The sequence below is a fragment of the Parasphingorhabdus sp. genome (genome assembly GCF_048269915.1).
In the GTDB taxonomy this organism is placed as follows: Bacteria; Pseudomonadota; Alphaproteobacteria; order Sphingomonadales; family Sphingomonadaceae; genus Parasphingorhabdus.
The window spans coordinates 141,234-165,874 of record NZ_JBLWTY010000004.1 but is presented as its reverse complement, the minus strand read 5'-3'; the positions used below and the strand labels follow the sequence as shown (position 1 = coordinate 165,874).

Below are 24,641 nucleotides of genomic sequence, written 5' to 3'. Positions count from 1 at the left end.
TCAGTTAAATCGCACGGGCGGCCTACCGTCCGGCAGTTCAGGGAGACGGGTGATGCGCAGACTGGGATTGTTATTGGCTCCTTTGATGCTGGTGGCTTGTCAAAGCCAGACCAGCGCGCCCGATGCGGTGGATGTTGTCACCGATGCGGACTGGAACAATATCGGCTTTGACGCCAAGGAGCAGCGCCACAGCCCGCTCGACCAGATCAACGACGGCAATGTCGGCACCCTCGGCATTGCCTGGTTTCAGGACCTCCCCGACGCGCGCGGCCAGGAAGCGACGCCGCTTGTGGTCGATGGCAAGCTTTATGTCTCCACCGCCTGGTCCAAGGTCTTTGCCTATGATGCCAAGACCGGCGAGGAGCTATGGTCCTATGATCCCGAAGTGTCCGGGGAAAAGGCCGTTGATGCGTGCTGCGACGTGGTCAATCGCGGGGTTGCGATTGCCCGCGGCAAATTGTTTTTCGGCACCATCGACGGTCGGCTGATCGCGCTGGATGCGGTGACCGGCGCACGGCTTTGGGAAACCCAGACCACCGACAACAGCAAACCTTATACTATCACCGGTGCCCCCCGCGTGGTGAAAAATATGGTGATCATCGGCAATGGTGGCGCGGAATTCGGGGTGCGCGGTTATGTCTCCGCCTATAATGTCCGTGACGGCTTGCTGAAATGGCGCTTCTACACGGTGCCCAATCCCGAAGGCAAAGCGGACGGCGCAGCGAGCGACGAGATTTTTGCCAAGGCGGCGGCGAAGACCTGGAGCGACGGCGAATGGAAAGTCTCCGGCGGCGGCGGCACGGTCTGGGACAGCATCGTCTATGACGAGGATCTCGACCAGCTGTACTTTGGCGTCGGCAATGGCAACCCGTGGAACCACGGCCTGCGGTCCGGCGGCGAGGGTGACAATCTGTTCCTTTCCTCGATCGTCGCGGTCGATCCCGATAGCGGCAAATATCTCTGGCATTATCAGGAAACGCCGGCAGAAAGCTGGGACTATACCGCGACCCAGCATATCATCCAGGCGGAACTCGAGATTAACGGCCAGATGCGCAAGGTCCTGTACCATGCGCCGAAAAACGGGTTTTTCTTTGTTATCGACCGGCTCGACGGCACGTTGATCAGCGCCGAGCCCTTCGTCGAAGGGATCAACTGGGCCGAAGGCTATGACCTGACCACCGGCCGTCCGATCGAAAATCCCGAAGCGCGATTCTACAAGACCGGCAAGCCGTTCATCGCCATCCCCGGCGCGCTGGGCGCGCATAACTGGCACCCGATGAGCTATAATCCGAAGACCGGACTGGTCTATATCCCGGCGCAGCAAATTCCGCAGGGCTATGAAGTGCCGGTATCGGATATCGACAAGAAACGCGAAAGACTGGGCTTCAACGTCGGCATAGGCTGGGCGATCGGCCAGCTGCCCGACGACAAGGATGTCTACAAGGCCGCGGTTGCTGCAACCACCGGCAAGCTGGTCGCCTTCAACCCGAAAACCGGCAAGGTCGAATGGAGCGCGGATTATCCGGCTGCCTGGAATGGCGGCACGATGACGACGGCCGGCAATCTGGTGTTTCAAGGCACCAGCACCGGCTTTTTCAAGGCCTATTCGGCGGACAAGGGCAAGGAATTGCTGAGCCTGCCGATGCAATCCGGCATCGTCAGCGCCCCCTCCACCTATATGGTCGACGGCGAACAATATGTTGCCTTCCTGACCAGCAAGGGCGGTGCCTTTCCGCTGGTCGCCGGTGTCGCCGGTGGCGTCACCCGCCAGCTGCCGAATATCCCCCGGCTGGTGGTGCTGAAGCTGGGCGGAAAGACCCCGTTGCCAGCGCTGCCTGAAAAAGGCGAAGTGGCCTGGGATCCGCCGGTACAGACCGGCACTCCCGAACAGATTGCCGCCGGCAAGGGACTTTACGGTCGCAATTGCCTCGTCTGCCACGGTGACAGCGCGATTGGCAACGGGTTCACACCCGACCTTCGGATCAGCGGCGTGCTGCCGGACACCGAAGCCTGGGCATCGGTCGTCACCGGCGGGGCGTTGAAGCACGCTGGCATGGTCGGCTTCGGATCACAGTTAAATTCGGCCCAGGTGGAAAATATCCGCCATTATGTCGTGGACCGGTCCAACTGGACAAAGGCGAACCTGCCCGAGATGACCGCGCCGACGCCGCGCTGATTATGCGGCAATAAACTGCCTAAATAATGGTCATTTATCAGTGTAAATGCCCGTTTTTTGGGCGGCATTGTCAGTCGTTCGATTAGGGATTAGCAAGGTACACAAGCATTCCGGTGATTCTGTTCGCGAATCGAATCTGGCATGGTAATTGAATATGATCGGGCAATTGTGTCCGGCCGAGGCGCTTTCCCCCTGTGCAAGGGGATAGGCCGAAGAAGAGGTACACGGGGACGTAAATAATGAAAAAGATTGAAGCCATAATCAAACCATTCAAGCTTGATGAAGTCAAAGAAGCGCTGCACGAAGTCGGTGTGTCGGGGATCACCGTGACCGAAGCCAAGGGTTTTGGGCGGCAGAAAGGCCATACCGAGCTGTATCGCGGCGCGGAATATGTCGTTGATTTTCTCCCCAAGGTGAAGCTTGAAGTTGTCGTCGAGGACAGCCTCGCCGACCGCACCGTTGAAGCAATTTCCGCCGCGGCCCAAACCGGCCGCATCGGTGATGGCAAGATTTTTGTCATTCCGGTCGAAGCGGCGCTGCGCATCCGTACCGGCGAGCGCGACAACGACGCTATCTGATTTTCTATCGCAACCAATCCAAACAAACCAAAACCAAGGGACTAAAACATGGGCAATTCTGCATCCGATATTATCAAGATGATCAAGGAAAACGAAATCGAATGGGTCGATGTGCGTTTCACCGATCCACGCGGCAAATGGCAGCATCTGTCCATGTGCGCCGACGTCGTCGATGAAGATGTACTGGAAGAAGGCTTCATGTTTGACGGTTCGTCGATCGAGGGCTGGAAGGCTATCAACGAATCCGACATGATCCTGCGTCCTGATCTCGACGCGGTCTACATGGACCCATTTTCCGCAACCCCGATGATGATCCTGGTCTGCAATATCGTCGAACCGGGTGATGGATCGCTGTACAATCGCGATCCACGTTCGACCGCTGTCCGCGCCGAAGCCTATCTGAAATCCACTGGCATTGGTGACACCATCTATGTCGGACCGGAACCCGAATTTTTCATGTTCGATGATGTCAAATTTGAAGACGGCTATGACCGCAGCGGATTCAAGATTGACGATATCGAGCTGCCAACCAACACCGGCCGCGACTATGATGTCGGCAATATGGGCCATCGGCCGCGCGCCAAGGGCGGCTATTTTCCGGTTGCTCCGGTCGACAGCTGCATGGACATTCGCGGTGAAATGGTTGCGACCATGCTGGAAATGGGCCTGCCGATGGACAAGCACCACCACGAAGTGGCTTCTGCGCAGCATGAGCTGGGCATTACCTTCGGTACGCTGACCCAAACCGCGGATCGCACCCAGGTCTACAAATATGTCGTGCAGCAGGTCGCCCATGCCTATGGCAAAACCGCAACCTTCATGCCCAAGCCGATCAAGAACGATAACGGCAGCGGTATGCACACGCATATGTCGATCTGGAAAGACGGCAAGCCGCTGTTCGCGGGCAGCGAATATGCCGGCCTGTCGGACATGTGTCTCTATTATATCGGTGGCGTGATCAAACATGCCAAGGCGGTCAATGCCTTCTCCAACCCGACCACCAACAGCTACAAGCGCCTGGTGCCCGGTTTTGAAGCGCCTGTGCTGCTCGCCTATTCGAGCCGCAACCGTTCCGCTTCCTGCCGGATTCCTTATGGCGCGGGTGACAAGGCGAAGCGCGTCGAATTCCGCTTCCCCGATCCGCTTGCCAACCCCTATCTGTCGGCCGCTGCGCTGCTGATGGCGGGTCTCGACGGCATCGAGAACAAGATCCATCCCGGCGAAGCCATGGACAAGAATCTTTATGATCTGCCACCGGCGGAACTGGCCGAAGTGCCAACCGTCTGTGGTTCGCTCCGTGAAGCGCTGGAGGCTCTCGAAGCCGATCACGAGTTCCTGCTCAAGGGCGACGTGTTCACCAAAGACCAGATCGACGCCTATGCCGAACTGAAATGGGAAGAAGTCAGCCGGTTCGAAACCACACCGAGCCCGGTTGAATTCGACATGTATTATTCGAGCTGATCTTTCTGGGCAGATTGAAAACAACAAGCCCGGGGCAAGCAATTGCTCCGGGCTTTTTCAATATGCAGATACCCTCTGCTCAGATGGGCGTTCCGAACGCAGCTATTTGCTGGGACGTGGCGGGACGGCAATTAGATGGTTTGCGGTCATCGAGTAGCCTGTTTGCCTATGACTGCAAAATGCCGAACGCGGCAATCATCGAGGCCAGCTATCTCAACATTTCATATTTGCCGGCTTCAAATCCTTCTTTCAGCTTGAACTTCTGAATCTTCCCGGAACCGGTCAGCGGCCAGTCGTTCAGCCTGATCCAGTAGGCAGGTGTTTTCTGCGGTGACAGGCGTTCGCGGACAAAGCTCTTCAGTTCGCCGGGAAGCAAGGATTCACCGGAACTGCTACGGAAAAAGCACGCCACTTCCTCACCCCACTTGTCGTCCGGAATTCCGACAACGGCAACCTCGTCAATGGCTTCATGTTCGAGCATCGCATTCTCGATTTCGGCGGGGAACAGATTCTCGCCGCCGCGAATGATCATCTCCTTTACCCGGCCCGTGATCTTGACATAGCCGCGCGCATCCATCCGCCCGAGGTCGCCGGTGTGCAGCCAGCCTTCGCTGTCTATCGCCGCTGCAGTGGCCTCCGGGTTGTCATTATAACCCAGCATGACACTATATCCCCGCGCGCAAATTTCGCCCTGTTTCCCTATCGGCAGGACTTTGTTGCCATTTGGATCGCGGATGGAAATTTCGGTATGGCGGGCCGGCTGGCCGATTGTCTCGGTCAGGTCCTCCAGCGTGTCATCGTACCAGGCTTGTGTCAGGACCGGCGAGGTTTCGGTCTGGCCGTAAACGATCTGGATCGGCGCGCCGAAGACCGCCTGGGCATCGCGGCAAAGCTGCGGCGCAACCATCGAACCGCCAGACATGATCCGTCGCGTCGACGAAACATCCCGGCCCGAACAACGAACTTCGTCGATCAACGCCACCAGCATTGTCGGCACGCCGAGCAGGAACCTCGTCCGTTCGCGTTCAATCACCCGGACAATCATCTCCGGATCGAACAGGGGGGCAAGGAGCATCGTGCCGCCCGTGCCGAAACCGCCAAGAGCAAGGATGCCACAGCCGGTCGTATGAAAGAGTGGCATCTGGTGGACGAAAGTATCGCCCTGTTCCAGGCCGGCGCGGGTCATCGTGTCAATGCCGTTGCGTACCAGACCGTTGTGGTGCAGCAGTGCGCCCTTCGGGAAACCGGTGGTGCCCGACGTATATTGAATCTGCACTGCATCGCCGGGCTTGGGATCGCGCAGCGCCCCGCTGTCCTCGCCATCATACAGGGCCTCATGGTCCGTTAGCAGAATACGGTGCGTAATAGCGGGAATTTCGTCGCAGACAGCGTCAGCGATCGCTTTCATCGGATTTCCCCGAAAGTCAGCTACATAATAAATTGCTTCGGAACGCGATTGTTCGAGAACATATTTCAGTTCGCGTTTCTGATAGGCGGGATTGACGGTTACCAGTGTGATGCCGGCGAGGCCACAGGCCAGTTCCAGCAGTACCCACTCCGGCAGGTTGTTGGCATAGACCGCGATGCGCGCGCCTTCGGCATGACGGCTGGCAAGAGCGCGGGCCAGGCGCTCCGCATCGGTCTGCAGTCCGGCATAGGTCCAAGTGCGGGCGATCTCGCCTTCATAGGTCAGCTCCTTCAGGGCGATCTGATCAGGCGCGGCCGCCACCGATTGTCGCAACATATCGCCAATCGTCATGGGATCTGGCTCCGGTCCGCCCTGGGCCGGAAAATATGACTCGGTAAGTTCAATTTTATACATGAATCTCCTCCCCAATGCGCCCAACATTACACAGTCGCCATTCTAACGCTATGATTTTAGAGGAGATATCTAACCTGGCACATCCGAGATGTCGGATTCTCTGACATAATGAAAGCGAACATTGGCTCTGGTCGCTGTTACGGCAACGCCGGGGAGAGACCAGCCGACAAACTGCTATGGCATCTGCAACAACCGATTTCCGTGTATAACGACCCCGGCTCAATAATCCTTGCTCACCCGCACATTGGCGCTCTGCCGGCCGAGGGTCGAGATGGTCGACAGGATCGACAGCCAGCGGGTAATCTGGAATTCGAGACTGGTCGCGCTATAGCCCTGACCGTCGGAGATCAGCTCGACATAGGCGCGACGGGTAATATATTTGCCGGCGGCGATCGAGGTACCCGATCCGGTATCGGTATCGGACGGCAAAATTCGCAAACGGTCGAGACCGACTGCCTTGCGCAACTGGTTGATTGGATCAAGCCCGCCGCCGCTGTTGAGCGAAGCTACGGCAGCGGCGAGCTGGACCGCTTCGGGGGCAGACAGATCGGAAATCGACGCCCCGAATAATACCCGCGAGAGCAATTCGTCTTCGGGCAGCGCCGGGATGCTGGTGAAGGCGATTTCGGGCTGGTTACCGGTACCGGTGACGTTGATCGTGGCGTTGAGGCCGGTCAGATTGGCTTCTGCTTCAATATCCAATATCGGATTGACCGGCTGGTTGCCGACAAAGCGGATGCGGCCCCGCTCGAGACGGAAACGGCGACCGGCGAAAGTATAGTTGCCACGGACGAGATTGGCGTTGCCAACCATTGCAAAATTATCGACCGGGCCGGTAATCTTGAGGTTGGCGGCCCATTCGCTATCCAGACCCAGCCCCTCGACCCGCAACCGGTTGGGTGCATCCGCAGCGAGGTCAAACCGCCAGGGTCGGCTGCGAACCTTAACCGGCCGTTCGTCGGCACGACGATTAATCTCGCGGGTTTTGATATCCGGCAAGCTGGCAGTGGCCGCGGCCTGGCCAAAGCGGAAGAAGCTGCGGTTGAGGGTCACATCGCCCGAAATCAGACCGCCTTCCACGGAACTGCGTATCTTGATCGGGCCTGTCACCGTAGCGGCAAAGTCATCGCGGGCAATCAGAGCCGCCTGTTGGGCGTTGATGTCCATCACAATGCCAATGCCTTCACCCGGTTCGACGGCAAAGTTAAAGCTGCCGCTGCCGCTAAGCGTGCCGCCGCTGGCGGTTGTGCCGGTCAACTTGGGCAAGACCAGACGCGAACCGTCAAACCGGCCGACCGCCTTGATATTGGAAACAACGGTACCGGTCAGCGGGCTTTCGAGCCGCGCGCTGCTCGTACGGACCAGTCCCTGGATCTGCGGATTGGCAAGGGTGCCGCTGACATCGGCACTGGCCGCCACCGGGCCGGTGAGATCAAAGGTTTCGACTCCGGTCAGCCGCCACAGGCTCTCCGCGCCGCCGTTGAAGCGCGCCTGGGCGAACAGTGGTTTGCGCATCAGCTCCGTCTGCCAATTGCCATTGCCGAGCCCGGTTATCCGCCCCTGGAACCGTCCGACCGTCTTGCCAGCCGGAGATTTTATAATCCCCCGGGCGGCCGCGTTGCGTTGTGAAATTGCAATATTGAGGCCGACATCGACGGGTTCGGAGGTCAAGATCAATCCCGACCGGGTCAGGCCCTTGATCATCAGCTTGGCGTCACCGACCGGTATCTGCGACCGCGACTGAACCAGCTTGACCGTGCCACTGGCACTGCCGCCGAGCCCGAGGTCGGGATAGCCAATGTCGATCAGCGATAGCGGCATTTTCGCCATGATCAGGTCCAGCCGGGACGTCCCGCTGCCCCATCGTCCGGACAGCCGGACGCTGCCGCTGCCATAGCTGATCGTGGTCGGGGAAACCGTCCAGCCATCACTGACCCGACGGACATCAAGCGCCCGCGACAGGCGAAGACGGCGACCTTCAAACTGCCCGTTTCCGGTAATCTGGTAGCGATCCGGACTAATATCGGCCTTTGCCTGAAACTCGAAAGTACTGCCCCGGGTCCCGGCGACGGCGAAGGTTGCCGTGCCACTGCCGTCGGTCAGCTTGGCATTGGCCGCGATCCGGCCGACCATCAGTTCGCCGCGGCTGATTCCCTGGGCACGAACCGTCGCGTCGATGTTGGACTGGCCATCGATGAGGACAATATCCGCATTCAGCGCACCGGTCCGGATGAAGATCGGGGGTTTGCCATCAAACCGGGCATTTTCGGCGGTGAGATTCGCGCGGATGAGCTGCCGCCCGTCACCGGGCTGGAACAGGACATCGCCGTTGATACCGCCGCCGCTAATGTCGAGTGTTCCGGCCAGCCCCTGCGCGGTCGGCCGGATCACGCCGGTCGCGAGCGTATCGGACACCAGCAGGCGATCGACACGGACGGCGGCATCCTGCCCTGCAACGGTGAGGATCGTTCCGTCGCTGCTGAATGGCCCCAGGGTCGACCCCCCGGATGCTGTGTAGGAAAATCCTGCTGCAACCGGCGCGAGTTTCAGGCTGACCGCCGAGAGCCCGGCGGCGGGTAGCGGACTGTCGAGCAGCAAGGCGATCTGGGGCCGGTCCAGCGGTCCGTCGAGTTTGAGATCAAAGCGCCCATAAGATTCTTGCCGGCCTGAACCCCGGAAGGCAAAAGTCGCGGCACCGGTCTGGTTGCCGGACCCTCTGAACGCAATTTTGGGAGCCGCAAGATTGAGGTTGGAAAACTGCAATAGTCCGTTCGGTCCGAGCGAAAGTCCGGTTTGAACACGCGGCAATCCGCCTGCCAGTTCGCGGAGAAAGCCGATATCGAACCGGCGGAGCCGCGCGTCAACCTGCCCGTCGAGCGCCAAGCCGGATGGCGCGGGACCGAGATTAATATCGGCGATAATATCGGCTATACCAACCCCCCGCACCGCAAAACCGGGAGCATTGGCAGCGATATCAATAGCGAAATCACCGGTTGAGGGACGCACTTCCAGATCCAATGTACCTTGCGCCGCCTGGGTGGCAACACGGGCACGCTCGGCAAACAGCCGATCCTTTTCAAATCGCAGATTTGCAGTTGCGGTGAAACCCGAGAGCAGTTGCTGCAGCAATTCGCCATTGCCGATCAGCCGGTCGACCGAGAGCGCGACGGGTATATCCCAGCCACCGGCATCGCGCTGGCCATTGCCCTCCCCGCGTACATTGGTCAGCAGACTCTTGCCAAAGGCGAGTTGCGGCGCGGTGAGCAGATATTGATAGCGCAGTTCGGAGAATTTTCCGTTCAGCAGGGCCTTTAATTCGAAATCCTGCGCCTTCATATTGGACGCCAGCGCGGATGGATTGATCAACCGGGTTTCGAGCCGCATTGCATCGAGGCTGTTCCGGCCAAGATCAACCCCGCCCTTTGCGGTGAAGGACAGCGCGGCGGAGCGAGCCTCAAGATCCAGTGCAGCAAGGCGGTCCTCGAGACTGGCCGTTCCCTTCAACGTCAGATCGGGCGATGCCAGTTTCTGCGCAATCCCGGCGGGCATCAGTGATCCGGTCAGTTTCCCATCATATGCAAACAGACCTTCTTTGGCCTCGACGGTAAATTGCGCCAAAAGTTCTTCATTGCCGACCGCGTTGAACTCGCCGTTCCATTTGCGCCAGTCACCATCACCTTTGAGGGTGATATTCAGATCGCGCTCCAATCCCAGAGCGCCAGCCAGTACGCCGCCAGCAGGAGCGATGATTTCGGCATCAATATCGAGCTTTTTGCGTTCCGGCTCCGCATTCAGGGCAAGAAGCAATTTATCGCCGCTGCGGGTCGTGACCGCGTCGAGATGGACCATGGCGCGACCGGCCCTGATATCGGCCGAGCCGGACAGGTTGGCAAATTGCTCTGTGCCTGCAATCGCCTTGCCAAGCACAAGATTGTCGGCCCGAAAAGTCCCGATATATATATCAAAGCCCGGGAGAAGCGGCTTGTCTTCACCACTATCGATCAATTCCGGCAACCGGTCGAACCGCGCCTTTTTGATCACCGCATCGGAAATATTCAGTTCGTTAAATATCCAGGCCAGCGGGTTCCAGTCGACCGCCACTGTTCCGGCGGAAAAGAAACGACCCTTGGGATCGCTAAGCTGAAGCCCCTGCACTTCTCCCTTGCCGTAAATTGATCCGTCTATTTTCGCGATAGCGATACGCAAGCCACTTTCGGGTTCCAGCGCCTCGACCTGCTTGATGATGTAGCGATGTCCAGAATCGCTATCCAGCCATATAGCGGCTCCGACCAGGGCAAGGACAAGGACTGCAACCACGGCCAGCAGGCTGCGCATCGGCCAGCGCCAAGTCATCAGCTTGAAACGCGGATTTCCTGTGCTCTCAACCATCTAGAAAGCCTGACCAAGCGAGACATAGACTGCGATCGGGGTGTCACCGGGCTGCGGATTGATCGGCGTGCCGACGTCGATCCGAATGGGTCCGAAATCGCTATAATAGCGGAGTCCCACACCGGCGCCGTAACGCAGATTTGAAATATCGGGGGTGCTGCTGGTGTAGACATTGCCTGCGTCCACAAAAGGCACAACACCAAAATTGCCGCCAAAAATGCCTGTACGAATGCGCGCTTCCAGGGAGAATTCGACCATCGAACGCCCGCCCACCGGGTCATTATTGGCGTCGCGCGGTCCGATACTCTGGTAACCATAGCCGCGCACCGAACCGCCACCGCCAGAATAGAGCCGGCGCGAGGGAGCGATGCTGTTGTTGCCCGCACCTATGATCGAAGCCAATCGGGTGCGTCCGGCCAGCACAATTTTATCTGACACCGGAAAATAGGCGCTGCCATCCACCTGGCTGCGAACATAAAAGAAACTGCCGCCCTGGAATGACACTTCTGGAGCAACCCGCGCGCTCAATCGGAAGCCCCCGGTCGGATCAAGCAAATCGTCGCTCGCGTCATAGGTGACCAAACCCGGCAGCGAACCGATAAAATATGTTTCACGACCGGTCGCGTCGACGGTTCCGGTCACATCCTCTTCCCGCGATGCGATCAATTCAACCCCGGCTGACCAGCTCCAGCGCTTCTGGTAAATGAGATTGCTCAATCGCTCGATATTCGCGGCGACCGAAAAAGTCTGCGCTTTATATGCAGGCTGATCGACGACGCTCAAGGCCGTGCGCCCGTTCAGGACATTGTCCCGCCGACGGTAATTATTCCGACGATAAGCAATGCTGCCCGATTGTTCCTGCGTCGCGAGCACGCCGGTCAGCCGGATCAGGCCTTCCGGAGGAAAGAAATTCCTGTGTTCCCAGCTGACCTCGGCCCGGGCACCCTCTCCGGTGCCATAGCCGAGTTCGCCGGCAATGGTTCGCAACGGCGCCGGAGTTACGTTGACCGCGATATCGACCGCAGCCGGGTCCTGGCCGACAACCGGATCGATCGACAGCGTGGAAACCAGTCCGGTCGCGATTAACGCCCGCCGCAAATCTTCGAGCTCGGACGCCTGATAGATGTCGCCGGGATCGAAGCGGGCGATCATCTGGACGTGATCGGCATCGAACAGCCCGGTCTCTCCCATGACAATCGAGCCGAAATTATAGCGCCCCCCTGGCGTGACCGGGACTTCCAGATCGCCGAGCCGTTCCGCATGATCTATTTCCAGTTCCGGCGCGCCTGTTTTGGCAAAAGCATAGCCATTTTCCGCCATTGCTCCATCGAGACGGCCGATCGCATCCATGATCCGGTCGCTGTTGACAATATCGCCCGATTTCAGCCCGAAGCTCTCCCTGAATTTCTCGGGATCTGGTGCAACCGCAGCTTCGAGACCAGGCAAGGCGATTGCATCCAGCTGATATTGCGGCCCGGCCTGTACGTTGATGATCACTTCAACCCGTTCCGCACCGTCTGCCTTGAAGCGCGTTTGCACCACGGCATCATAATAGCCTTGAATGCGCAGCAACCGTTCAACCAGGTCGGCATCGCTTTGCGCGCGGCGCCGAATCTGGGCGAAATTGGCATCATCGCCGCGATATTGCTCAAGAGCTGACAGGCCATCGAAACGGATGTTAAACGCGTCTTCGATCGTCTCCGGCAAGCCTTCGAAGCTGATCCGATACGCGGTTTCCGCCAGTGCATCCGTCGGTCGATACTCGTTGAGTGGCAGTCCTTCCGCCAGTTGCTCTTCGGCGGACTGTGCTTCCTGATCCACGCGATCTTCTGCCGCTGTCCCGGTCGTCTCCTCCGCCGGCGCGCCCGGATCTTCACTGTCATCCAATAGCGGTTCCGCTACCTGATCCAGATCGGGCCATTCGACCCCGAAATCCGGAAATTCGGTCAGCGGCTGATCCGGGTCGAGCGGCGCGTCGAGTTCCGGTTCATCCGACGATCCAGCGATCGGCTGAAATTCCGCCTGGGCATGACCTGACGAGATGGGCAAACCCATCTGCAAGAGAACCAGCATGCCTAGGCAGCAACGATATGCGGTCAGACCCATTACCCACTCTTTAGCGGCGGATGAATCACGACGCCAACGAATAAGATCGCGTTTCCGGCAAACGTTTCTTTTTGTACGATATCCCGCCCTATCACTGAACACTTGCTTTCATGGTGATTTTATTCTTTGGTTAACCGCGTTAGTCCATATTTCCAGACCATTACCGGCCGGCCACTCTTGTCCGGTCAGCTATCATTCAGGAGGGATGCTCTAAATGCCAGATATGCGTATGATTTTGACTAAAGCGACCCTGATCGCAGCTATGTTGGTGGCGGGATTGTCGGCGTCTCAGGCCGCCCAAGCAGCACCGCTTTCGGCTTCCATTCAGGGGGCGGCAACCGACCCTCGGGCCACTGTAAAAATTGAAAGCAAGATTTTACTGGAACGGACCGAACCGTCGGCTTCCGGCGAAATGGTCACCAAGCTGCTTGATCCGGCAACCATCAAGGTCGTTCCCGGCGACAAGCTGTTGTTCGTCAATTCCTACCGCAATATCGGGCAAAATGCCGTGACGGGATTTGTCCTCAATAATCCGGTCCATCCCGCCGTGGCTTTAATCGAGGTTGTCGAAGACTGGGCCGTGGTTTCGGTCGATGGCGGACAGAATTTCGGCAAATTATCAACGCTGAGCGTGATCGAAGCCGTACCGGCAACCGCCGATGGAGAAGCATCGCAGAGGAAGCGCCCGGCCCTCCCTTCGGATGTCACCCATATTCGCTGGACCCTGACGTCGGCGATAGAGCCGGGTGCATCAGGCGAGCTGCATTTTCGCGGCATCGTCAAATAGCGCTACGCTGCCGCTTCACGGGCGGGCGCATTCCCATAATATATCACCGACCCCGATCAGACGCGCCAGCCGCGCCAGTTCTGCTGCCAGTTTTTCCCGGCGTTCGCCAGACCAGCCAACCCCTGGTTCGGGCCAGAATTGGGTGACGCGCAAGCGACCCTTTCCTCGATCCGCCTTGATTTCAATACGGCCGATAAAGCGGTCACGCTCGAGTATCGGATAGACATAATAGCCCCATTGGCGCTGAGCCGGGGGCACGAACATCTCGTTACGATAATGAAAGCCGAACAAGGCCAGCAACCGGCCCCGGTCACGGACAACCGGGTCGAAAGGATTGACGATCCGCAGCCGCGAGGTCGGTGCGCTGACGGATGCAAGGCGACTCTCAATATCAGGCGGGGCCAGCGCCTGCACCCATTGTCCGTCATATCGTTGCAGTTTGACGGCGACCATATCGCTGACGGACTGCGCCCAGGTCCGCGCTTCCTTTGTGTCAACAGCGTCCCAGAAGCGCTGGATTTCGCCAAGCGACCCGAAGGCCAGCCGGTCGAGCGCATTGCGGCAGAGCCAGTCGATTTGCTCCGCGTCATCATGCTCCGCTTCGCGATGGCGCGCGGGAATGACCCGTTCGCTGAGATCATAATATTTGGTGAAATTGAGACGATGAGAAGTCGCCAGTTCCCCCGCATACCAGAGCTGGTCCATCACCCTCTTGTGCGGCGGCCGGTCCCACATCTGTTTTGTGCCCTCGACTTTCGTGTCAAAGTCCTGGGTGGACAGCGGCCCTTCCTGATCGATCCGGTCCTTGATCTCCTGCGCGCCGATTTGCGCAACCGCTTTGCGGAACGAGGTGTGGCCCGCCACTTTCTCGCCCAGCCGCCGGAACTGACGGCGCCACATCGGGTAAAATTCCATCGGCAGCACCGAGGCATCATGGGTAAAATGTTCGAAAACCGCCCTGTCCTCGCCGAGCAGCCGGTCGAGCATCGGTTCGCGATAATTCTGGTTCCGGCTCCACAGGATATGGTGGTGCGCGCGCGTGACATTCTGGATTGTATCGAGCTGGACGAAACCGAGCCGGCGGATCATTTCCGGCAGGTCAAGCGGACCGGTCGGGGTTTCGGAGAGACCCTGTGCCTGCAGCCAGAGCCAGCGCGCGCGCCGGTTGGTGATTTGCAGCGCCATCGCGATCAGACCACCGTGGTTTCGATATGAGCGACTTTTTTCTGCCGCCGGCTCGCCAATATACATCCCGCGACGATCAGCAGCGCGCCCGCGATCGTCGTCAGGGTGATCGGTTCGCGAAAGAACAACCAGCCAAAGATCGCCGCCCAGACAAAGGCGCTATATTCGAGATTGATCAGATTCTGCGCTTCCGCCCGGGCATAGCCCCAGGCCATGAAGATCGCCGAGATCACCGACAATATCGCCCCGACACCGATCAGCGGCAAAGATTCCTGGTCCGGAACGACCGCAAAAAACGGGGCAAGCAGCAGAAAGGCCGCGCCGACGATCAGATTTTGCGAGAAGCTGATCTCGATCGGACCGGCGAGCAGGGCCTGTCGCCGCTGGATTACCAGATTGCCGGCATAGAGCACCGCCGATGCCAGGATCGCGCCGATGCCGAGCATTGATTCTTCGCTAAATTCACCCTTCGCACGGCCCCAGGCAATCACCAGCACGCCGCTGAAACCCAGCACCGAGGCATGGATGGCGTTGCGATGAATCGTCTCGCCCAGAAAGACCGCCGCGAGATAAAGCGCGATAATCGGGGCGATAAATGACAGGGCAATGGCCTCGGCCAGCGGCACCCGGGCGAGACCCCAGAAAAACAGATAGGACATGAAGACCATGATGATGCCGCGCTGAAGATGGACCTTGCGCGCGGCCCGGCCCGGCATGCGCGGGCGGCGGGCGAAAAAAATGACCGAGACAATCGCCAGCGAGGCCAGCACCCGCCAGAGGAGGGCATTATAGGCACCGAGTTCGATCGACAGACTCTTCATTACCACGTCCATCATCGAGAAGCTCAACAGACCGAGCAGCACCGAGCCTGCCGGCAACAGCGGCACGTCATGATCGGGATCGGGCTGGGCCGGTTCGTAGTCGGGCATTTCTGTTTTCCATCAGACCCGGCGATTCGCAGGGCTTTCCTTTGCTATCGTCGGGCCTTTGCTATCGTCCGGCCTTTGCTATCGCCTGGCCGGAGCAAATGGCAAGCGGGATCAGAGACCCATTTGCCGGACCGCGAGATCGCGCATGATTTCTTCCGAGCCGCCGCCGATCGCCATGACCTTGACCTCGCGGTAGAATCGTTCGACCGGATTGCCGCGCAAATAACCGGCACCGCCGAGAATCTGCATGGCCTCGCTGGCGCAATATTCGAGATCCTTGGTGGCGCTGAACTTCGCTTTGCAAATCTGCGCGACCGGCATTTCACCCTGTTCGGCGAGCCAGCAAATCTGGCTCAGCCAGCCATCGAGACGGTCGACGCGCGCTGACATCTCGGCGATTTTGTGGCGGATGACCTGATGCTTGATCATCGGCTTGCCGAAGGTCTCGCGCTGCTGCGCATAGGCAATCGACTCCTCGAGCAAGACCCGCATCATGCCCAGACTTTGCGCCACCATGCCGAGCCGCTCGTGATTGAAATTGTGCATGATCTGGATGAAGCCGCGCCCTTCCTCGCCGAGCATATTTTCGGCCGGCACGCGAACCTCGTCAAAATAGAGCGAGGCCTGGTCCGATGCCCACCAGCCCATTTTCTTGTCGAGCGATGTGCGGGAAAAGCCTTCCGCATCGGCATCGACGAGAAACAGCGAAATGCCATGCAGACCTTCGCCGCCGGTGCGCGCGCCGACGACAAAATAGTCCGAAGTCATGCCGCCGGTGATGAAGGTCTTGGCGCCGTTGATCACCCAGTGATTGCCGTCCTGCCGCGCGGTCGTCTGCATATTGGCAACATCGGACCCGCCGCCCGGTTCGGTAATGCCGAGGCTGGAACCCTTTTTGCCGAGCACGATGTCTTTCAGGATGCGGTCCTTGATCTCCTGCGAGGCCAGCTTGTGGATCGGTCCGATCGAGATCGATCGCCCGCCGAGCGCGGCCAGCGTGCCGCCGTTATGCGCGCGCGCCGCTTCCTCGCCCCAGGCTGCGCGCATGAATATATCATCCATGCCGAGGCCACCATATTGTTCATCGACGCCAAAGCCCCAGACCCCCAGCGCGCCGACTTTTTCATGCATTTCCCAGGGGATTTCTCCCGCTTCATCCCAGTCATTGGCAAAAGGCTGCAATTCGGTCTCGGCAAAGCGGCGGCAGGTTTCGCGAAACTGGCGGCGCTCGTCATTGTCAAAGGGACGTAGCATTTTTCTCTCCTGGCGATTTAATCGTCTGATTAAACCTCTATCGCTTCCAGCGCCGAACGCAAGAGGGCGGGAAGAGCAACCGGGCGCCGGGTTTCGCGATCAACATAGACATGGGTGAAGCTGCCCGCGGCCGAAGCCACGTCCTCGTCACCGCGAAACAGGCCTACGCCGTAGGTGACACTGCTATTGCCGAGCCGGTCGACCCGGATGCGGGCCATCACCGCATCGGGAAAGGCAATCGGCGCAAAATAATCGCAGCTGGTATTCACCACCAGACCAATGGTTTCACCGCCGGTGATGTCGAGCGCCCCCTGCTCTATCAGATAGCGGTTTACCGCTGTGTCGAACCAGAAATAATAGATCGCATTATTGACATGACCATAAGGATCATTGTCGTTCCAGCGCGTCGTGATCGCGGACCCGGTGCGATAGTCCGCCCGAACCGGTGGCGCGGCTCTTGATTGCTTACCAGGCGGCATCGTAAATCCTTTGCGCGTCAGCCAGCGTCACTTCCTTGGGATTATTGACCAGCAGGCGGGTTTGCAGCATCGCCGCTTCCGCCAGTTCGCTTGTCGCGTCCTGCGCGATTCCAATCTCTCGCAGCTTGCGCGGCGCTTTCACTTTCACCGCCAACGCTTCGAGATAGTCGATCAGCTGCTGCGCCCTTGCCTCGACGCTATTCTGTGCGCCACGGGGGATGTCGAGCGCATCGGCCAGTTCCGCATAAAGCGGCGCGGCGGCCTCGAGATTAAACTGCATCACATAAGGCATGACCAGGGCGTTGGAGAGGCCGTGCGGGATATGATAAATGCCGCCGAGCGGATAGGCGAGCGCGTGGATCGCGCCGACCGGGCTATTGGCAAAGGCCTGCCCGGCGAGCATCGACCCGCGCAGCATCGCTTCGCGGGCTTGCATGTTCTGCCCATCTGAACAGGCGGTCTCGATATGGGCGGTGAGCAATTTCAGCGCCTCGACAGCGAACATATCGGAAACCGGATTCTTGCCGTTCCGGCTGGTATAGGATTCGATCGCATGGACCATCGCATCGATTCCGGTCGCGGCGGTCACATCGGCGGGCAGCCCGAGAGTCAGCGCCGGGTCGAGCAAGGCGACATCGGCAACCAGATGCGGCGAGACAATGCCCGCCTTGGTGGTTTTGCCGGTGGTCAGAATCGAGATGGCCGTGACTTCCGATCCGGTGCCGGACGTGGTCGGGATCAGGATCGTCGGCAGGCCTTTTCGTTCGAGCGCGCCGACACCGTAAACATCCGCGAGCGACTGCGCGCCATCGACGGAGAGAGCGGCCACCACCTTGGCAGTATCGAGCGAACTGCCGCCGCCCAGCCCGATGACAATATCCACGCCGGCTGCCTGCGCTGCAGCGATAGCCTGCTCGACAATGGCTTCCGGCGGATCTGCGACCACCGCATCGAATATTTCAACCGCCAGCCCAGCATCCGACAATGTTTTTTCAACCGGTGCGATCAGACCGGCACCGACGATGCCCTTGTCAGTCACAATCATCGGCCGGGATGCGCGCAACGCCGCGATTTGCCCAGGAAGTTCGGCGAGACAGCCTTCGCCAAAGTGGAGCACGGGAACGGTCTGGAAGATAAAGTTTTTCATATCCCGGTCTTTTGCACCAATGGCCCGACCGCGCAATAAAAAGGGGCCGGAAAACCGGCCCCTGTTATCTGGTGACGAAATGTCACTCCATTTCGGTCGCGCCTAGAATTTGCCGCGCAGGGTCAGGCCATACATGCGGGGTTCCTGAATGAAGGCCGAGCGTGAACCCGAACGAAGCACGGTGTTGAACGTCACACCGCGGGTCACTTCGTTGGTCAGGTTGGTAACCCAGGCCTCGATACCCCATGCGTCGTCGATATCAGCGATACCGGCGCGCATGTTGATCTTTACATTGCTGTCCTGAACATCAAACGGGTTAAGCGCAGCAACATCGACCGCTGCCTGAACGCTGCCTGCTGCCGCAATCGCTGCCGCACTCGGAACGACAATCGCCTGCGTCGAGGTCCGACGATCACTTTCCATGCGGATCTGGCCGTTCACGAAAAACTTCATGTTCGTGCCCAGATCGCGGTCATAGGTTGCCCCCATGATGCCAACCCATTTCGGAGCGTTGGTCAGCGAATGACCACACAGGCTCAACACGTTGGCAGAGGTTTGTGTTCCGGCGCAATTGTCCGGATATCTGGCATCCGTATAGGTCAGGCCGCCATTTATCGTCAGATTGCTGCTGGGACGGATAACCGTTTCCAGTTCAACCCCGGTTGATTTTGCAATAGGCACGTTGAACGTCGTGAATTGCGCACCGGTGAATTCCAGCACCTGGAAGTTCGAGAACTTCTCGTGGAACCCGGCCAAATTCAGAGTAACCGCATTATCGAGGAACTTTGCCTTCAAGCCCACTTCATAGGCATCAACCTCTTCCGACAAAAAGCGGGGGTCCGCACCACCGGAGGCCGCTGTCGAGTCCAAGTTGAAACCACCAGACTTATAACCATGGGTAAAGCTGGCATAAACGGTAACCGGCGCAGCAAATTCATAGCTTATCTTGCCCGTGTAGATCAGCTCCTCGTCGCTAAACTTGGTGTCGAAAGGCCGTGGTAGCGGGAAAGGAATGGCATCGGTGCCAATTGCCGGCGCCGTAAAGGCGAAGCAACCCAGGCCGTAAATATTGGAGATCAGAGGGGCGGGTACATTGCCTGCACCAATCTGGCCCAATACTGCAGGGCAGAGGTTGTTGGTGATTGCCGGTTGCGAGAATGATCCATCCTTGCTTTCATCGGAATAACGCAAACCCAGGGTCAGCTTCAGTCCTTCGGCCACTTCCAGCGTGTTATGCGTGAAGATCGACCAGCTCTTGCTGCTTTGTGTATAGGCGTTGGTCGCACGCACAGTCGCCGGATCGACACCAGTCAACGTCTGGAACGGTGTTGCACCAAGGAAGATCGGGCTGAGCGGGTTCAATGTCGCACCCCCCGTGCCGGCACCAAGCAGAGCGCCAACCAGACGATCATAATCCACGCCAAGGCCAAAGTTGACCGTTTGCGAAATATCTTCATCAGAATAATAGCCGCCAACAAGCCAGTTCAGCGCGCCGTCAAAGGCTTCACCCTGCACACGCAATTCATGGGTCATGGTGTCAATCGCTGTTCCGCCGCCGGGAAGGACGTTAAAAACATCGAGGCCGGAGAAATCGGAATCATATGCTTCTTCCGCGCGGAACTCACGATAGGAGCCGATATAAATCAGGTCCGCGCTGTCGCCGATCGGAAAGTCAACTTCGGCTGTAACGCCCCATTGATCGTTGGATGGATTCGCTCTTTGATCAGAAGTTGCAATACGATTATCAACCGCACGCTGCGCCGCAACCGTGTCGAACGGGTTGATCGCTACGTCGGGAGCCGCCATCCCGCCGCGCGCGCCCAGTCCGACAGCGCCGAACACACCAGCGGTTTCGACACCGGACTGGAGGAGTTCGATCGCCGCACAGCAGCTGGCATCGCTCTTGGAATAATCGACAATCAGGCGCGCCTGGATCCCGCTTTCGCTTTCGAAACCAAGCTGGCCCCGCAGAAGATATTGATCAACATTATTGGAATCGCCAACGCTGTTGCCGGCGCTGTCGATGATATTCACGAAACCATCACGCTTCCGATAAGCACCAGTCACGCGCAGCGCCAGTGTATCTTCGATGATCGGAGCGTTGATCGCGCCCTGCACGCTCAAATGGTCGAAATTGCCATAGGTCGCGTTCACGAAGCCACCAAAATCATTGAGATCGGGGCGCTTGTTGGTGATATTCAAGGCACCGGCTGAGGTGTTACGTCCGAACAGGGTTCCCTGCGGACCGCGAAGAACTTCGACGCGTTCGACATCGACAAATTCGCCCAGCGCAACACCGGGGCGGGATTGATAGGCACCATCTACGAAGATACCCACGGCCGATTCAAAGCCGATATTGTTGGACGTTGTACCCACACCGCGAATACGAAGCACAACTGTTCCTGACGCCGTTTGCGCGTTGGAGGTCGAGAAGCTTGGCGATACGCTGCCGATATTCTGAACATTGACGACGCCCTGCTGCTCAAGCTGAACAGGGCTCACCGCGGTCACGGCGATTGGAATGTCCTGGACATCTTCGGCCCGGCGGGTTGCCGTCACGATGATAATATCATCGTCGAAGGTTTCCGCTTCCTGCGCTTGGTCTTGCGCAAAAGCCGGGGTGGTCATGGCCGTGGTACACAGTGCCGCCATGAGAAATTTATTGATGGTTTTCATGTATCTTCTCCCGTTAAACTCACTGTCGTCGTCGCCTTTTTCCTGGGGGACCTGGCTTTTATTACGACAGCTACGCATGGAGGACTCGTTTAATTGAGCCGTTAAATCAAGCAGAGAGGGGAAATCCGGCCCGATTCCAGAGAGAATGTTGCAATTATGCGACAATCTCCCCGGCAAGAAAAGCGCGGAAATTGGCGCTTATGGCTAAGAGTAGGTGTCAAAATACCACATAAACAATGCCCGTTTTTAGCAGGCCACGGCGAATGATTCGCGCGCCTTCGCCTATCTGTCGGTCGGCGCAGAGCATATGCTGTCCAGCCGGGGCCATCTGGATAATGAACGGGCTCAGATTCTATATGTTACTGCCCTGACAAACTCTCGTTGGCTGGTCGGTTGCCTGCTATCTGACTGGCCGAAAATGCCGACGTGGCCAGGCCCTTGTCCGGTCAGTTCGCCTGGTGCCTTTTCCGCGCCGAGACATATATTCCCCTGAAATCGGACTTGGCGACCCCAGTCATCGTCGCTAGAGGACAGCAAACACAAGCATAAGGACAACCGATGCCGCAACTCATCCTTCTTCGCCATGGCCAGTCGCAATGGAATCTGGAAAACCGCTTTACCGGCTGGTGGGATGTCGATGTTACCGAAAAAGGCATTGAGGAAGCCAGGGCAGCCGGCCAGCTGATGAAGGAACGGGGCATCGATCCGGATGTCTGCTTCACCAGCGTCCAGACCCGGGCGATCAAGACTCTCAATCTCGCGCTGGAGGAAATGGGGCGCCTGTGGTTGCCGGTGGAGAAAAATTACCGGCTCAACGAGCGCCACTATGGCGGCCTGACGGGTCTCAACAAGCAGGAAACGCGCGAAAAACACGGTGACGAGCAGGTCCATATCTGGCGCCGCAGCTTTGATACGCCGCCACCGCCAATGGCATCGGACAGTCCTTATCAAATGTCCAGCGACCCGCGCTACAAGGGCATAGAAGTGCCGGCGACCGAAAGCCTGAAGGACACGATCGCGCGGGTCTTGCCCTATTGGAAGAGCCGGATCGCTCCGGAATTGCAGAATGGCAAAAGAGTCCTGATTTCGGCGCATGGCAATAGCCTCCGCGCGCTGGTCAAGCATCTTTCGAAAATTCCGGACGACGAAATTACCGGACTGGAGATACCGACCGGCCAGCCTATCATCTATGAGCTGGATGATGACCTGGGCGAGATCGAGCGCTATTATCTTTCCGAACGATAGTCCCCGACGATTATTCGAACTTGTCTTTCGCGCGGTACATCGCGGCATCCGCGCGGGACATTAGTCCTTCCACCGTATCTTGCGGACCGACGAAGCAGTAACCAATGGCTGCGCCAAGCGGCAATTGCTTGCCGTTCAGGGTGCAATTGGCCGTGCTGAACCGTTTCATGAAAAAGGCGATTTTGGCCAACACCTGGTCGCGATCCAGATTGTCGAGCAACAGGCCAAATTCGTCGCCGCCAATCCGTGCCACCACATCCGATGTCCGGGTGTGACGTTTCAATATTTCGCTCAACCGCACCAGCACCAGATCGCCAGCCACGTGACCATGTTTGTCATTGATCGCTTTCAAATTGTCGACATCGAGGAACAGCAAGGCGCATTTGTCACCATATCGCATGCACCGCGAAATCCGGTTTTCTACATTTTCAATGAAGAACCGGCGGTTCGACAAGCCGGTCAGCGCGTCATGATAAGCATGACGTTTCATTTCGGCGAGCTCTTCTTTCAGCGCAATTATTTCCTGCTGAAGTCGGCGGCAATTGACGCATTCATGATCATTGCTCTCATGATGCTGTTGCATATTAATCACTGCCCTTTGTTATGATATAACTATATTTGCATCTATTTGCAGGAATAACGGGACTATTTATTGTCGATACTACCCAACTTTCGATTATATTTCCAGCCACCACAATCAAGCCGTCACAAAGCGGCCCGCACCACGAAATCCGCCTGGGGCAATATGTGTCATTGCGTCCGCACCAATTCCCGACTAAGCCACATTGCTTCCGCAGCATTTGTCAGGGACGAAAATGGTCGAAGCATCACCTCCTGTTGGAATTATCATGGGCAGCCAGTCGGACTGGGCTACGATGAAGCTTGCCAGCGATTTTTTGACCGATCTGGGCATTGCCCATGAACAGAAAATCGTCTCGGCGCATCGGACCCCTGGCCGGCTTTATGATTATGCAACGACGGCGGCGGATCGCGGCCTGCAGGTCATTATTGCGGGTGCAGGCGGCGCAGCGCATCTGCCCGGCATGGCGGCATCGATGACCCGCATCCCGGTGCTTGGCGTTCCGATCCAGTCGAAAGCACTGAACGGCATCGACAGCCTGCTTTCGATCGCGCAAATGCCCGCGGGCATCCCGGTGGGAACTCTCGCCATCGGGGAAGCAGGCGCAAAAAATGCAGCACTTCTGGCAGCGGCGATCCTCGCCAATTCGGACCCGGCGCTGGCCGAACGACTGGACGCATGGCGTGCGGCGCAGACCGAAGCCGTCGCTGCCCAGCCGAAATAGCCGAAATATATGCAGACGCTCCCTCCCGGATCCACCATCGGTATATTGGGCGGCGGCCAGCTCGGCCGGATGCTGAGCGTGGCAGCGGCGCAGCTCGGCTATCGCTGCCATATCTATGCACCGGACCCGAACAGCATTGCCGCCGAAGTGTCGGCAGAATTTACCTGCGCGCAGGATGACGACATTGAATCCCTGACCCGCTTCGCCGAGAGTTGCGACGTGATCAGCTTCGAGTTCGAGAATGTGCCGGTCGATCCGCTGCACACAATCGCGGGCTGCGCGCCACTGCATCCGCCGATTGCCGCGCTGGACATTGCGCAAAACCGTGTTGCCGAAAAGAATTTCGCCCGGAATCATGGCGGCACTACTGCCCCCTTTGCCGAAGTGACCGACCGTGCATCGCTCGAGCAGGCGATAACCGAAATTGGTGCGCCGGCGATTCTCAAGACCATCCGCATGGGCTATGACGGCAAGGGCCAGTCGCGGATTCAGCCAGGCGATGATCTTGACGAACATTGGGATGCGGTCGGACAGCAGCCCTGCGTTGCAGAAGGCTTTGTCACCTTCAGCCATGAATTTTCGGTGATATTGGTGCGCGGACAGGATGGCGAAGTCCGCTTCTGGGATACGCCGCATAACGTGCATGTGGACGGGATATTGGCCGTCTCCACAGCTCCCGCCCCGGACGCGATAGCGGCGCAACAGGACGATGCCCGCGCACTGGCCGCAAAAATGGCTGAATCGATGAACTATGTCGGCGTTCTCACCTGCGAATTTTTTGCCACCGGGGATGGCCCGGTGTTTAACGAAATGGCACCCCGGGTCCATAACAGCGGCCACTGGTCCATCGAGGGTGCGGTCACCAGCCAGTTTGAAAACCATATTCGGGCGATCTGCGGACTGCCGCTGGGCGACACCGGACTCACCGCGAAAAAGGTCGAGATGCACAATCTGATCGGGGCCCAGGCCGGTGACTGGCAGGCGTTGCTATCCGACGGTGCCAACCACCTGCATCTCTATGGCAAGGGCGAAAGCCGGCCGGGCCGCAAAATGGGCCATGTCACTAAATTGCATTTCTAATTTGCAGTCTGCGGGAACTGCGC

Annotated in this window: 17 protein-coding genes; 7 read left to right on the top strand and 10 right to left on the bottom strand. The window is 58.3% G+C overall.

The genetic code is table 11. The features are described 5' to 3' along the window. The first annotated feature begins 52 nt into the window (after positions 1 to 52). The 3 genes from ACN0WX_RS12085 (at position 53) to glnA (ending at position 4,215) form a co-directional block, all read left to right on the top strand. On the top strand, positions 53 to 2,176 hold the full coding sequence (locus ACN0WX_RS12085) for a PQQ-dependent dehydrogenase, methanol/ethanol family (RefSeq protein WP_417622579.1): 2,124 nt from the start codon (positions 53 to 55) through the stop codon (positions 2,174 to 2,176). Positions 2,177 to 2,415: 239 nt separating this feature from the next. Next, positions 2,416 to 2,754, top strand: coding sequence for a P-II family nitrogen regulator (locus ACN0WX_RS12080; RefSeq protein WP_417593051.1), 339 nt, complete (start codon positions 2,416 to 2,418; stop codon positions 2,752 to 2,754). 48 nt (positions 2,755 to 2,802) lie between these two features. After that, positions 2,803 to 4,215, top strand: coding sequence for a type I glutamate--ammonia ligase (glnA, locus tag ACN0WX_RS12075; RefSeq protein ID WP_417622578.1), 1,413 nt, complete (start codon positions 2,803 to 2,805; stop codon positions 4,213 to 4,215). Between the two features lie 208 nt (positions 4,216 to 4,423). Here the strand turns inward: glnA and ACN0WX_RS12070 are convergent, their stop codons facing one another. The 3 genes from ACN0WX_RS12070 to ACN0WX_RS12060 all read right to left on the bottom strand — a co-directional run bounded on the left by ACN0WX_RS12070 (position 4,424) and on the right by ACN0WX_RS12060 (position 12,532). Beyond that, positions 4,424 to 6,037 (bottom strand): class I adenylate-forming enzyme family protein, encoded by a 1,614-nt coding sequence (locus ACN0WX_RS12070; protein WP_417622577.1) that lies wholly within the window; start codon positions 6,035 to 6,037, stop codon positions 4,424 to 4,426. Between the two features lie 219 nt (positions 6,038 to 6,256). Next, positions 6,257 to 10,426, bottom strand: a complete 4,170-nt coding sequence (locus tag ACN0WX_RS12065; protein WP_417622576.1) for a translocation/assembly module TamB domain-containing protein — start codon at positions 10,424 to 10,426, stop codon at positions 6,257 to 6,259. Next, positions 10,427 to 12,532 (bottom strand): autotransporter assembly complex protein TamA, encoded by a 2,106-nt coding sequence (locus ACN0WX_RS12060; RefSeq protein ID WP_417622575.1) that lies wholly within the window; start codon positions 12,530 to 12,532, stop codon positions 10,427 to 10,429. A 214-nt stretch (positions 12,533 to 12,746) separates the two neighbouring features. Here ACN0WX_RS12060 and ACN0WX_RS12055 point away from each other — a divergent pair, with 214 nt between their 5' ends. After that, positions 12,747 to 13,319, top strand: coding sequence for a hypothetical protein (locus tag ACN0WX_RS12055; protein ID WP_417622574.1), 573 nt, complete (start codon positions 12,747 to 12,749; stop codon positions 13,317 to 13,319). 15 nt (positions 13,320 to 13,334) lie between these two features. Here ACN0WX_RS12055 and ACN0WX_RS12050 read toward each other — a convergent pair whose 3' ends face one another. The 6 genes from ACN0WX_RS12050 to ACN0WX_RS12025 form a co-directional block, all read right to left on the bottom strand. Then, entirely contained in the window at positions 13,335 to 14,504 is a 1,170-nt protein-coding gene (locus ACN0WX_RS12050) for a winged helix-turn-helix domain-containing protein (protein WP_417622573.1), read from the bottom strand. A 5-nt stretch (positions 14,505 to 14,509) separates the two neighbouring features. Beyond that, positions 14,510 to 15,433 (bottom strand): DMT family transporter, encoded by a 924-nt coding sequence (locus ACN0WX_RS12045; RefSeq protein WP_417622572.1) that lies wholly within the window; start codon positions 15,431 to 15,433, stop codon positions 14,510 to 14,512. A 111-nt stretch (positions 15,434 to 15,544) separates the two neighbouring features. Further along, a complete protein-coding gene (locus ACN0WX_RS12040) occupies positions 15,545 to 16,687 on the bottom strand; it encodes an acyl-CoA dehydrogenase family protein (RefSeq protein WP_417622571.1) in 1,143 nt (380 codons plus the stop codon). A gap of 29 nt (positions 16,688 to 16,716) precedes the next feature. Continuing rightward, positions 16,717 to 17,166, bottom strand: a complete 450-nt coding sequence (locus ACN0WX_RS12035) for an acyl-CoA thioesterase (RefSeq protein ID WP_417622570.1) — start codon at positions 17,164 to 17,166, stop codon at positions 16,717 to 16,719. Next, positions 17,153 to 18,313: an iron-containing alcohol dehydrogenase gene (locus ACN0WX_RS12030; protein WP_417622569.1), complete on the bottom strand. Its 1,161-nt coding sequence runs from the start codon at positions 18,311 to 18,313 to the stop codon at positions 17,153 to 17,155. The genes ACN0WX_RS12035 and ACN0WX_RS12030 overlap by 14 nt, the downstream gene beginning before the upstream one ends. Positions 18,314 to 18,415: 102 nt before the next feature. Continuing rightward, positions 18,416 to 20,989, bottom strand: a complete 2,574-nt coding sequence (locus tag ACN0WX_RS12025; protein WP_417622568.1) for a TonB-dependent receptor — start codon at positions 20,987 to 20,989, stop codon at positions 18,416 to 18,418. A 558-nt stretch (positions 20,990 to 21,547) separates the two neighbouring features. Between ACN0WX_RS12025 and gpmA the strand changes: the two genes are divergently transcribed. Continuing rightward, on the top strand, positions 21,548 to 22,234 hold the full coding sequence (gene gpmA, locus ACN0WX_RS12020; RefSeq protein ID WP_417622567.1) for a 2,3-diphosphoglycerate-dependent phosphoglycerate mutase: 687 nt from the start codon (positions 21,548 to 21,550) through the stop codon (positions 22,232 to 22,234). Between the two features lie 10 nt (positions 22,235 to 22,244). Here gpmA and ACN0WX_RS12015 read toward each other — a convergent pair whose 3' ends face one another. Next, positions 22,245 to 22,817 (bottom strand): GGDEF domain-containing protein, encoded by a 573-nt coding sequence (locus ACN0WX_RS12015; protein ID WP_417622566.1) that lies wholly within the window; start codon positions 22,815 to 22,817, stop codon positions 22,245 to 22,247. A gap of 232 nt (positions 22,818 to 23,049) precedes the next feature. On the opposite strand from ACN0WX_RS12015, the gene purE reads away from it, so the two are divergent. Both purE and ACN0WX_RS12005 read left to right on the top strand, forming a co-directional pair. After that, positions 23,050 to 23,538 carry a 5-(carboxyamino)imidazole ribonucleotide mutase gene (gene purE / locus ACN0WX_RS12010; protein ID WP_417622565.1) on the top strand — a complete coding sequence of 163 codons (489 nt, stop codon included), beginning with the start codon at positions 23,050 to 23,052 and terminating at the stop codon, positions 23,536 to 23,538. Positions 23,539 to 23,547: 9 nt separating this feature from the next. Continuing rightward, on the top strand, positions 23,548 to 24,618 hold the full coding sequence (locus tag ACN0WX_RS12005) for a 5-(carboxyamino)imidazole ribonucleotide synthase (RefSeq protein ID WP_417622564.1): 1,071 nt from the start codon (positions 23,548 to 23,550) through the stop codon (positions 24,616 to 24,618). Positions 24,619 to 24,641 lie beyond the last annotated feature (23 nt).

What these genes read in the sequence shown, in the direction of transcription:
- ACN0WX_RS12085 (WP_417622579.1), top strand. Translation starts at nt 53, where the DNA reads ATGCGCAGACTGGGATTGTTATTGGCTCCTTTGATGCTGGTGGCTTGT.
- ACN0WX_RS12080 (WP_417593051.1), top strand. Translation starts at nt 2,416, where the DNA reads ATGAAAAAGATTGAAGCCATAATCAAACCATTCAAGCTTGATGAAGTC.
- glnA (WP_417622578.1), top strand. Translation starts at nt 2,803, where the DNA reads ATGGGCAATTCTGCATCCGATATTATCAAGATGATCAAGGAAAACGAA.
- ACN0WX_RS12070 (WP_417622577.1), bottom strand. Translation starts at nt 6,037, where the DNA reads ATGTATAAAATTGAACTTACCGAGTCATATTTTCCGGCCCAGGGCGGA.
- ACN0WX_RS12065 (WP_417622576.1), bottom strand. Translation starts at nt 10,426, where the DNA reads ATGGTTGAGAGCACAGGAAATCCGCGTTTCAAGCTGATGACTTGGCGC.
- ACN0WX_RS12060 (WP_417622575.1), bottom strand. Translation starts at nt 12,532, where the DNA reads ATGGGTCTGACCGCATATCGTTGCTGCCTAGGCATGCTGGTTCTCTTG.
- ACN0WX_RS12055 (WP_417622574.1), top strand. Translation starts at nt 12,747, where the DNA reads ATGCCAGATATGCGTATGATTTTGACTAAAGCGACCCTGATCGCAGCT.
- ACN0WX_RS12050 (WP_417622573.1), bottom strand. Translation starts at nt 14,504, where the DNA reads ATGGCGCTGCAAATCACCAACCGGCGCGCGCGCTGGCTCTGGCTGCAG.
- ACN0WX_RS12045 (WP_417622572.1), bottom strand. Translation starts at nt 15,433, where the DNA reads ATGCCCGACTACGAACCGGCCCAGCCCGATCCCGATCATGACGTGCCG.
- ACN0WX_RS12040 (WP_417622571.1), bottom strand. Translation starts at nt 16,687, where the DNA reads ATGCTACGTCCCTTTGACAATGACGAGCGCCGCCAGTTTCGCGAAACC.
- ACN0WX_RS12035 (WP_417622570.1), bottom strand. Translation starts at nt 17,166, where the DNA reads ATGCCGCCTGGTAAGCAATCAAGAGCCGCGCCACCGGTTCGGGCGGAC.
- ACN0WX_RS12030 (WP_417622569.1), bottom strand. Translation starts at nt 18,313, where the DNA reads ATGAAAAACTTTATCTTCCAGACCGTTCCCGTGCTCCACTTTGGCGAA.
- ACN0WX_RS12025 (WP_417622568.1), bottom strand. Translation starts at nt 20,989, where the DNA reads ATGAAAACCATCAATAAATTTCTCATGGCGGCACTGTGTACCACGGCC.
- gpmA (WP_417622567.1), top strand. Translation starts at nt 21,548, where the DNA reads ATGCCGCAACTCATCCTTCTTCGCCATGGCCAGTCGCAATGGAATCTG.
- ACN0WX_RS12015 (WP_417622566.1), bottom strand. Translation starts at nt 22,817, where the DNA reads ATGCAACAGCATCATGAGAGCAATGATCATGAATGCGTCAATTGCCGC.
- purE (WP_417622565.1), top strand. Translation starts at nt 23,050, where the DNA reads ATGGTCGAAGCATCACCTCCTGTTGGAATTATCATGGGCAGCCAGTCG.
- ACN0WX_RS12005 (WP_417622564.1), top strand. Translation starts at nt 23,548, where the DNA reads ATGCAGACGCTCCCTCCCGGATCCACCATCGGTATATTGGGCGGCGGC.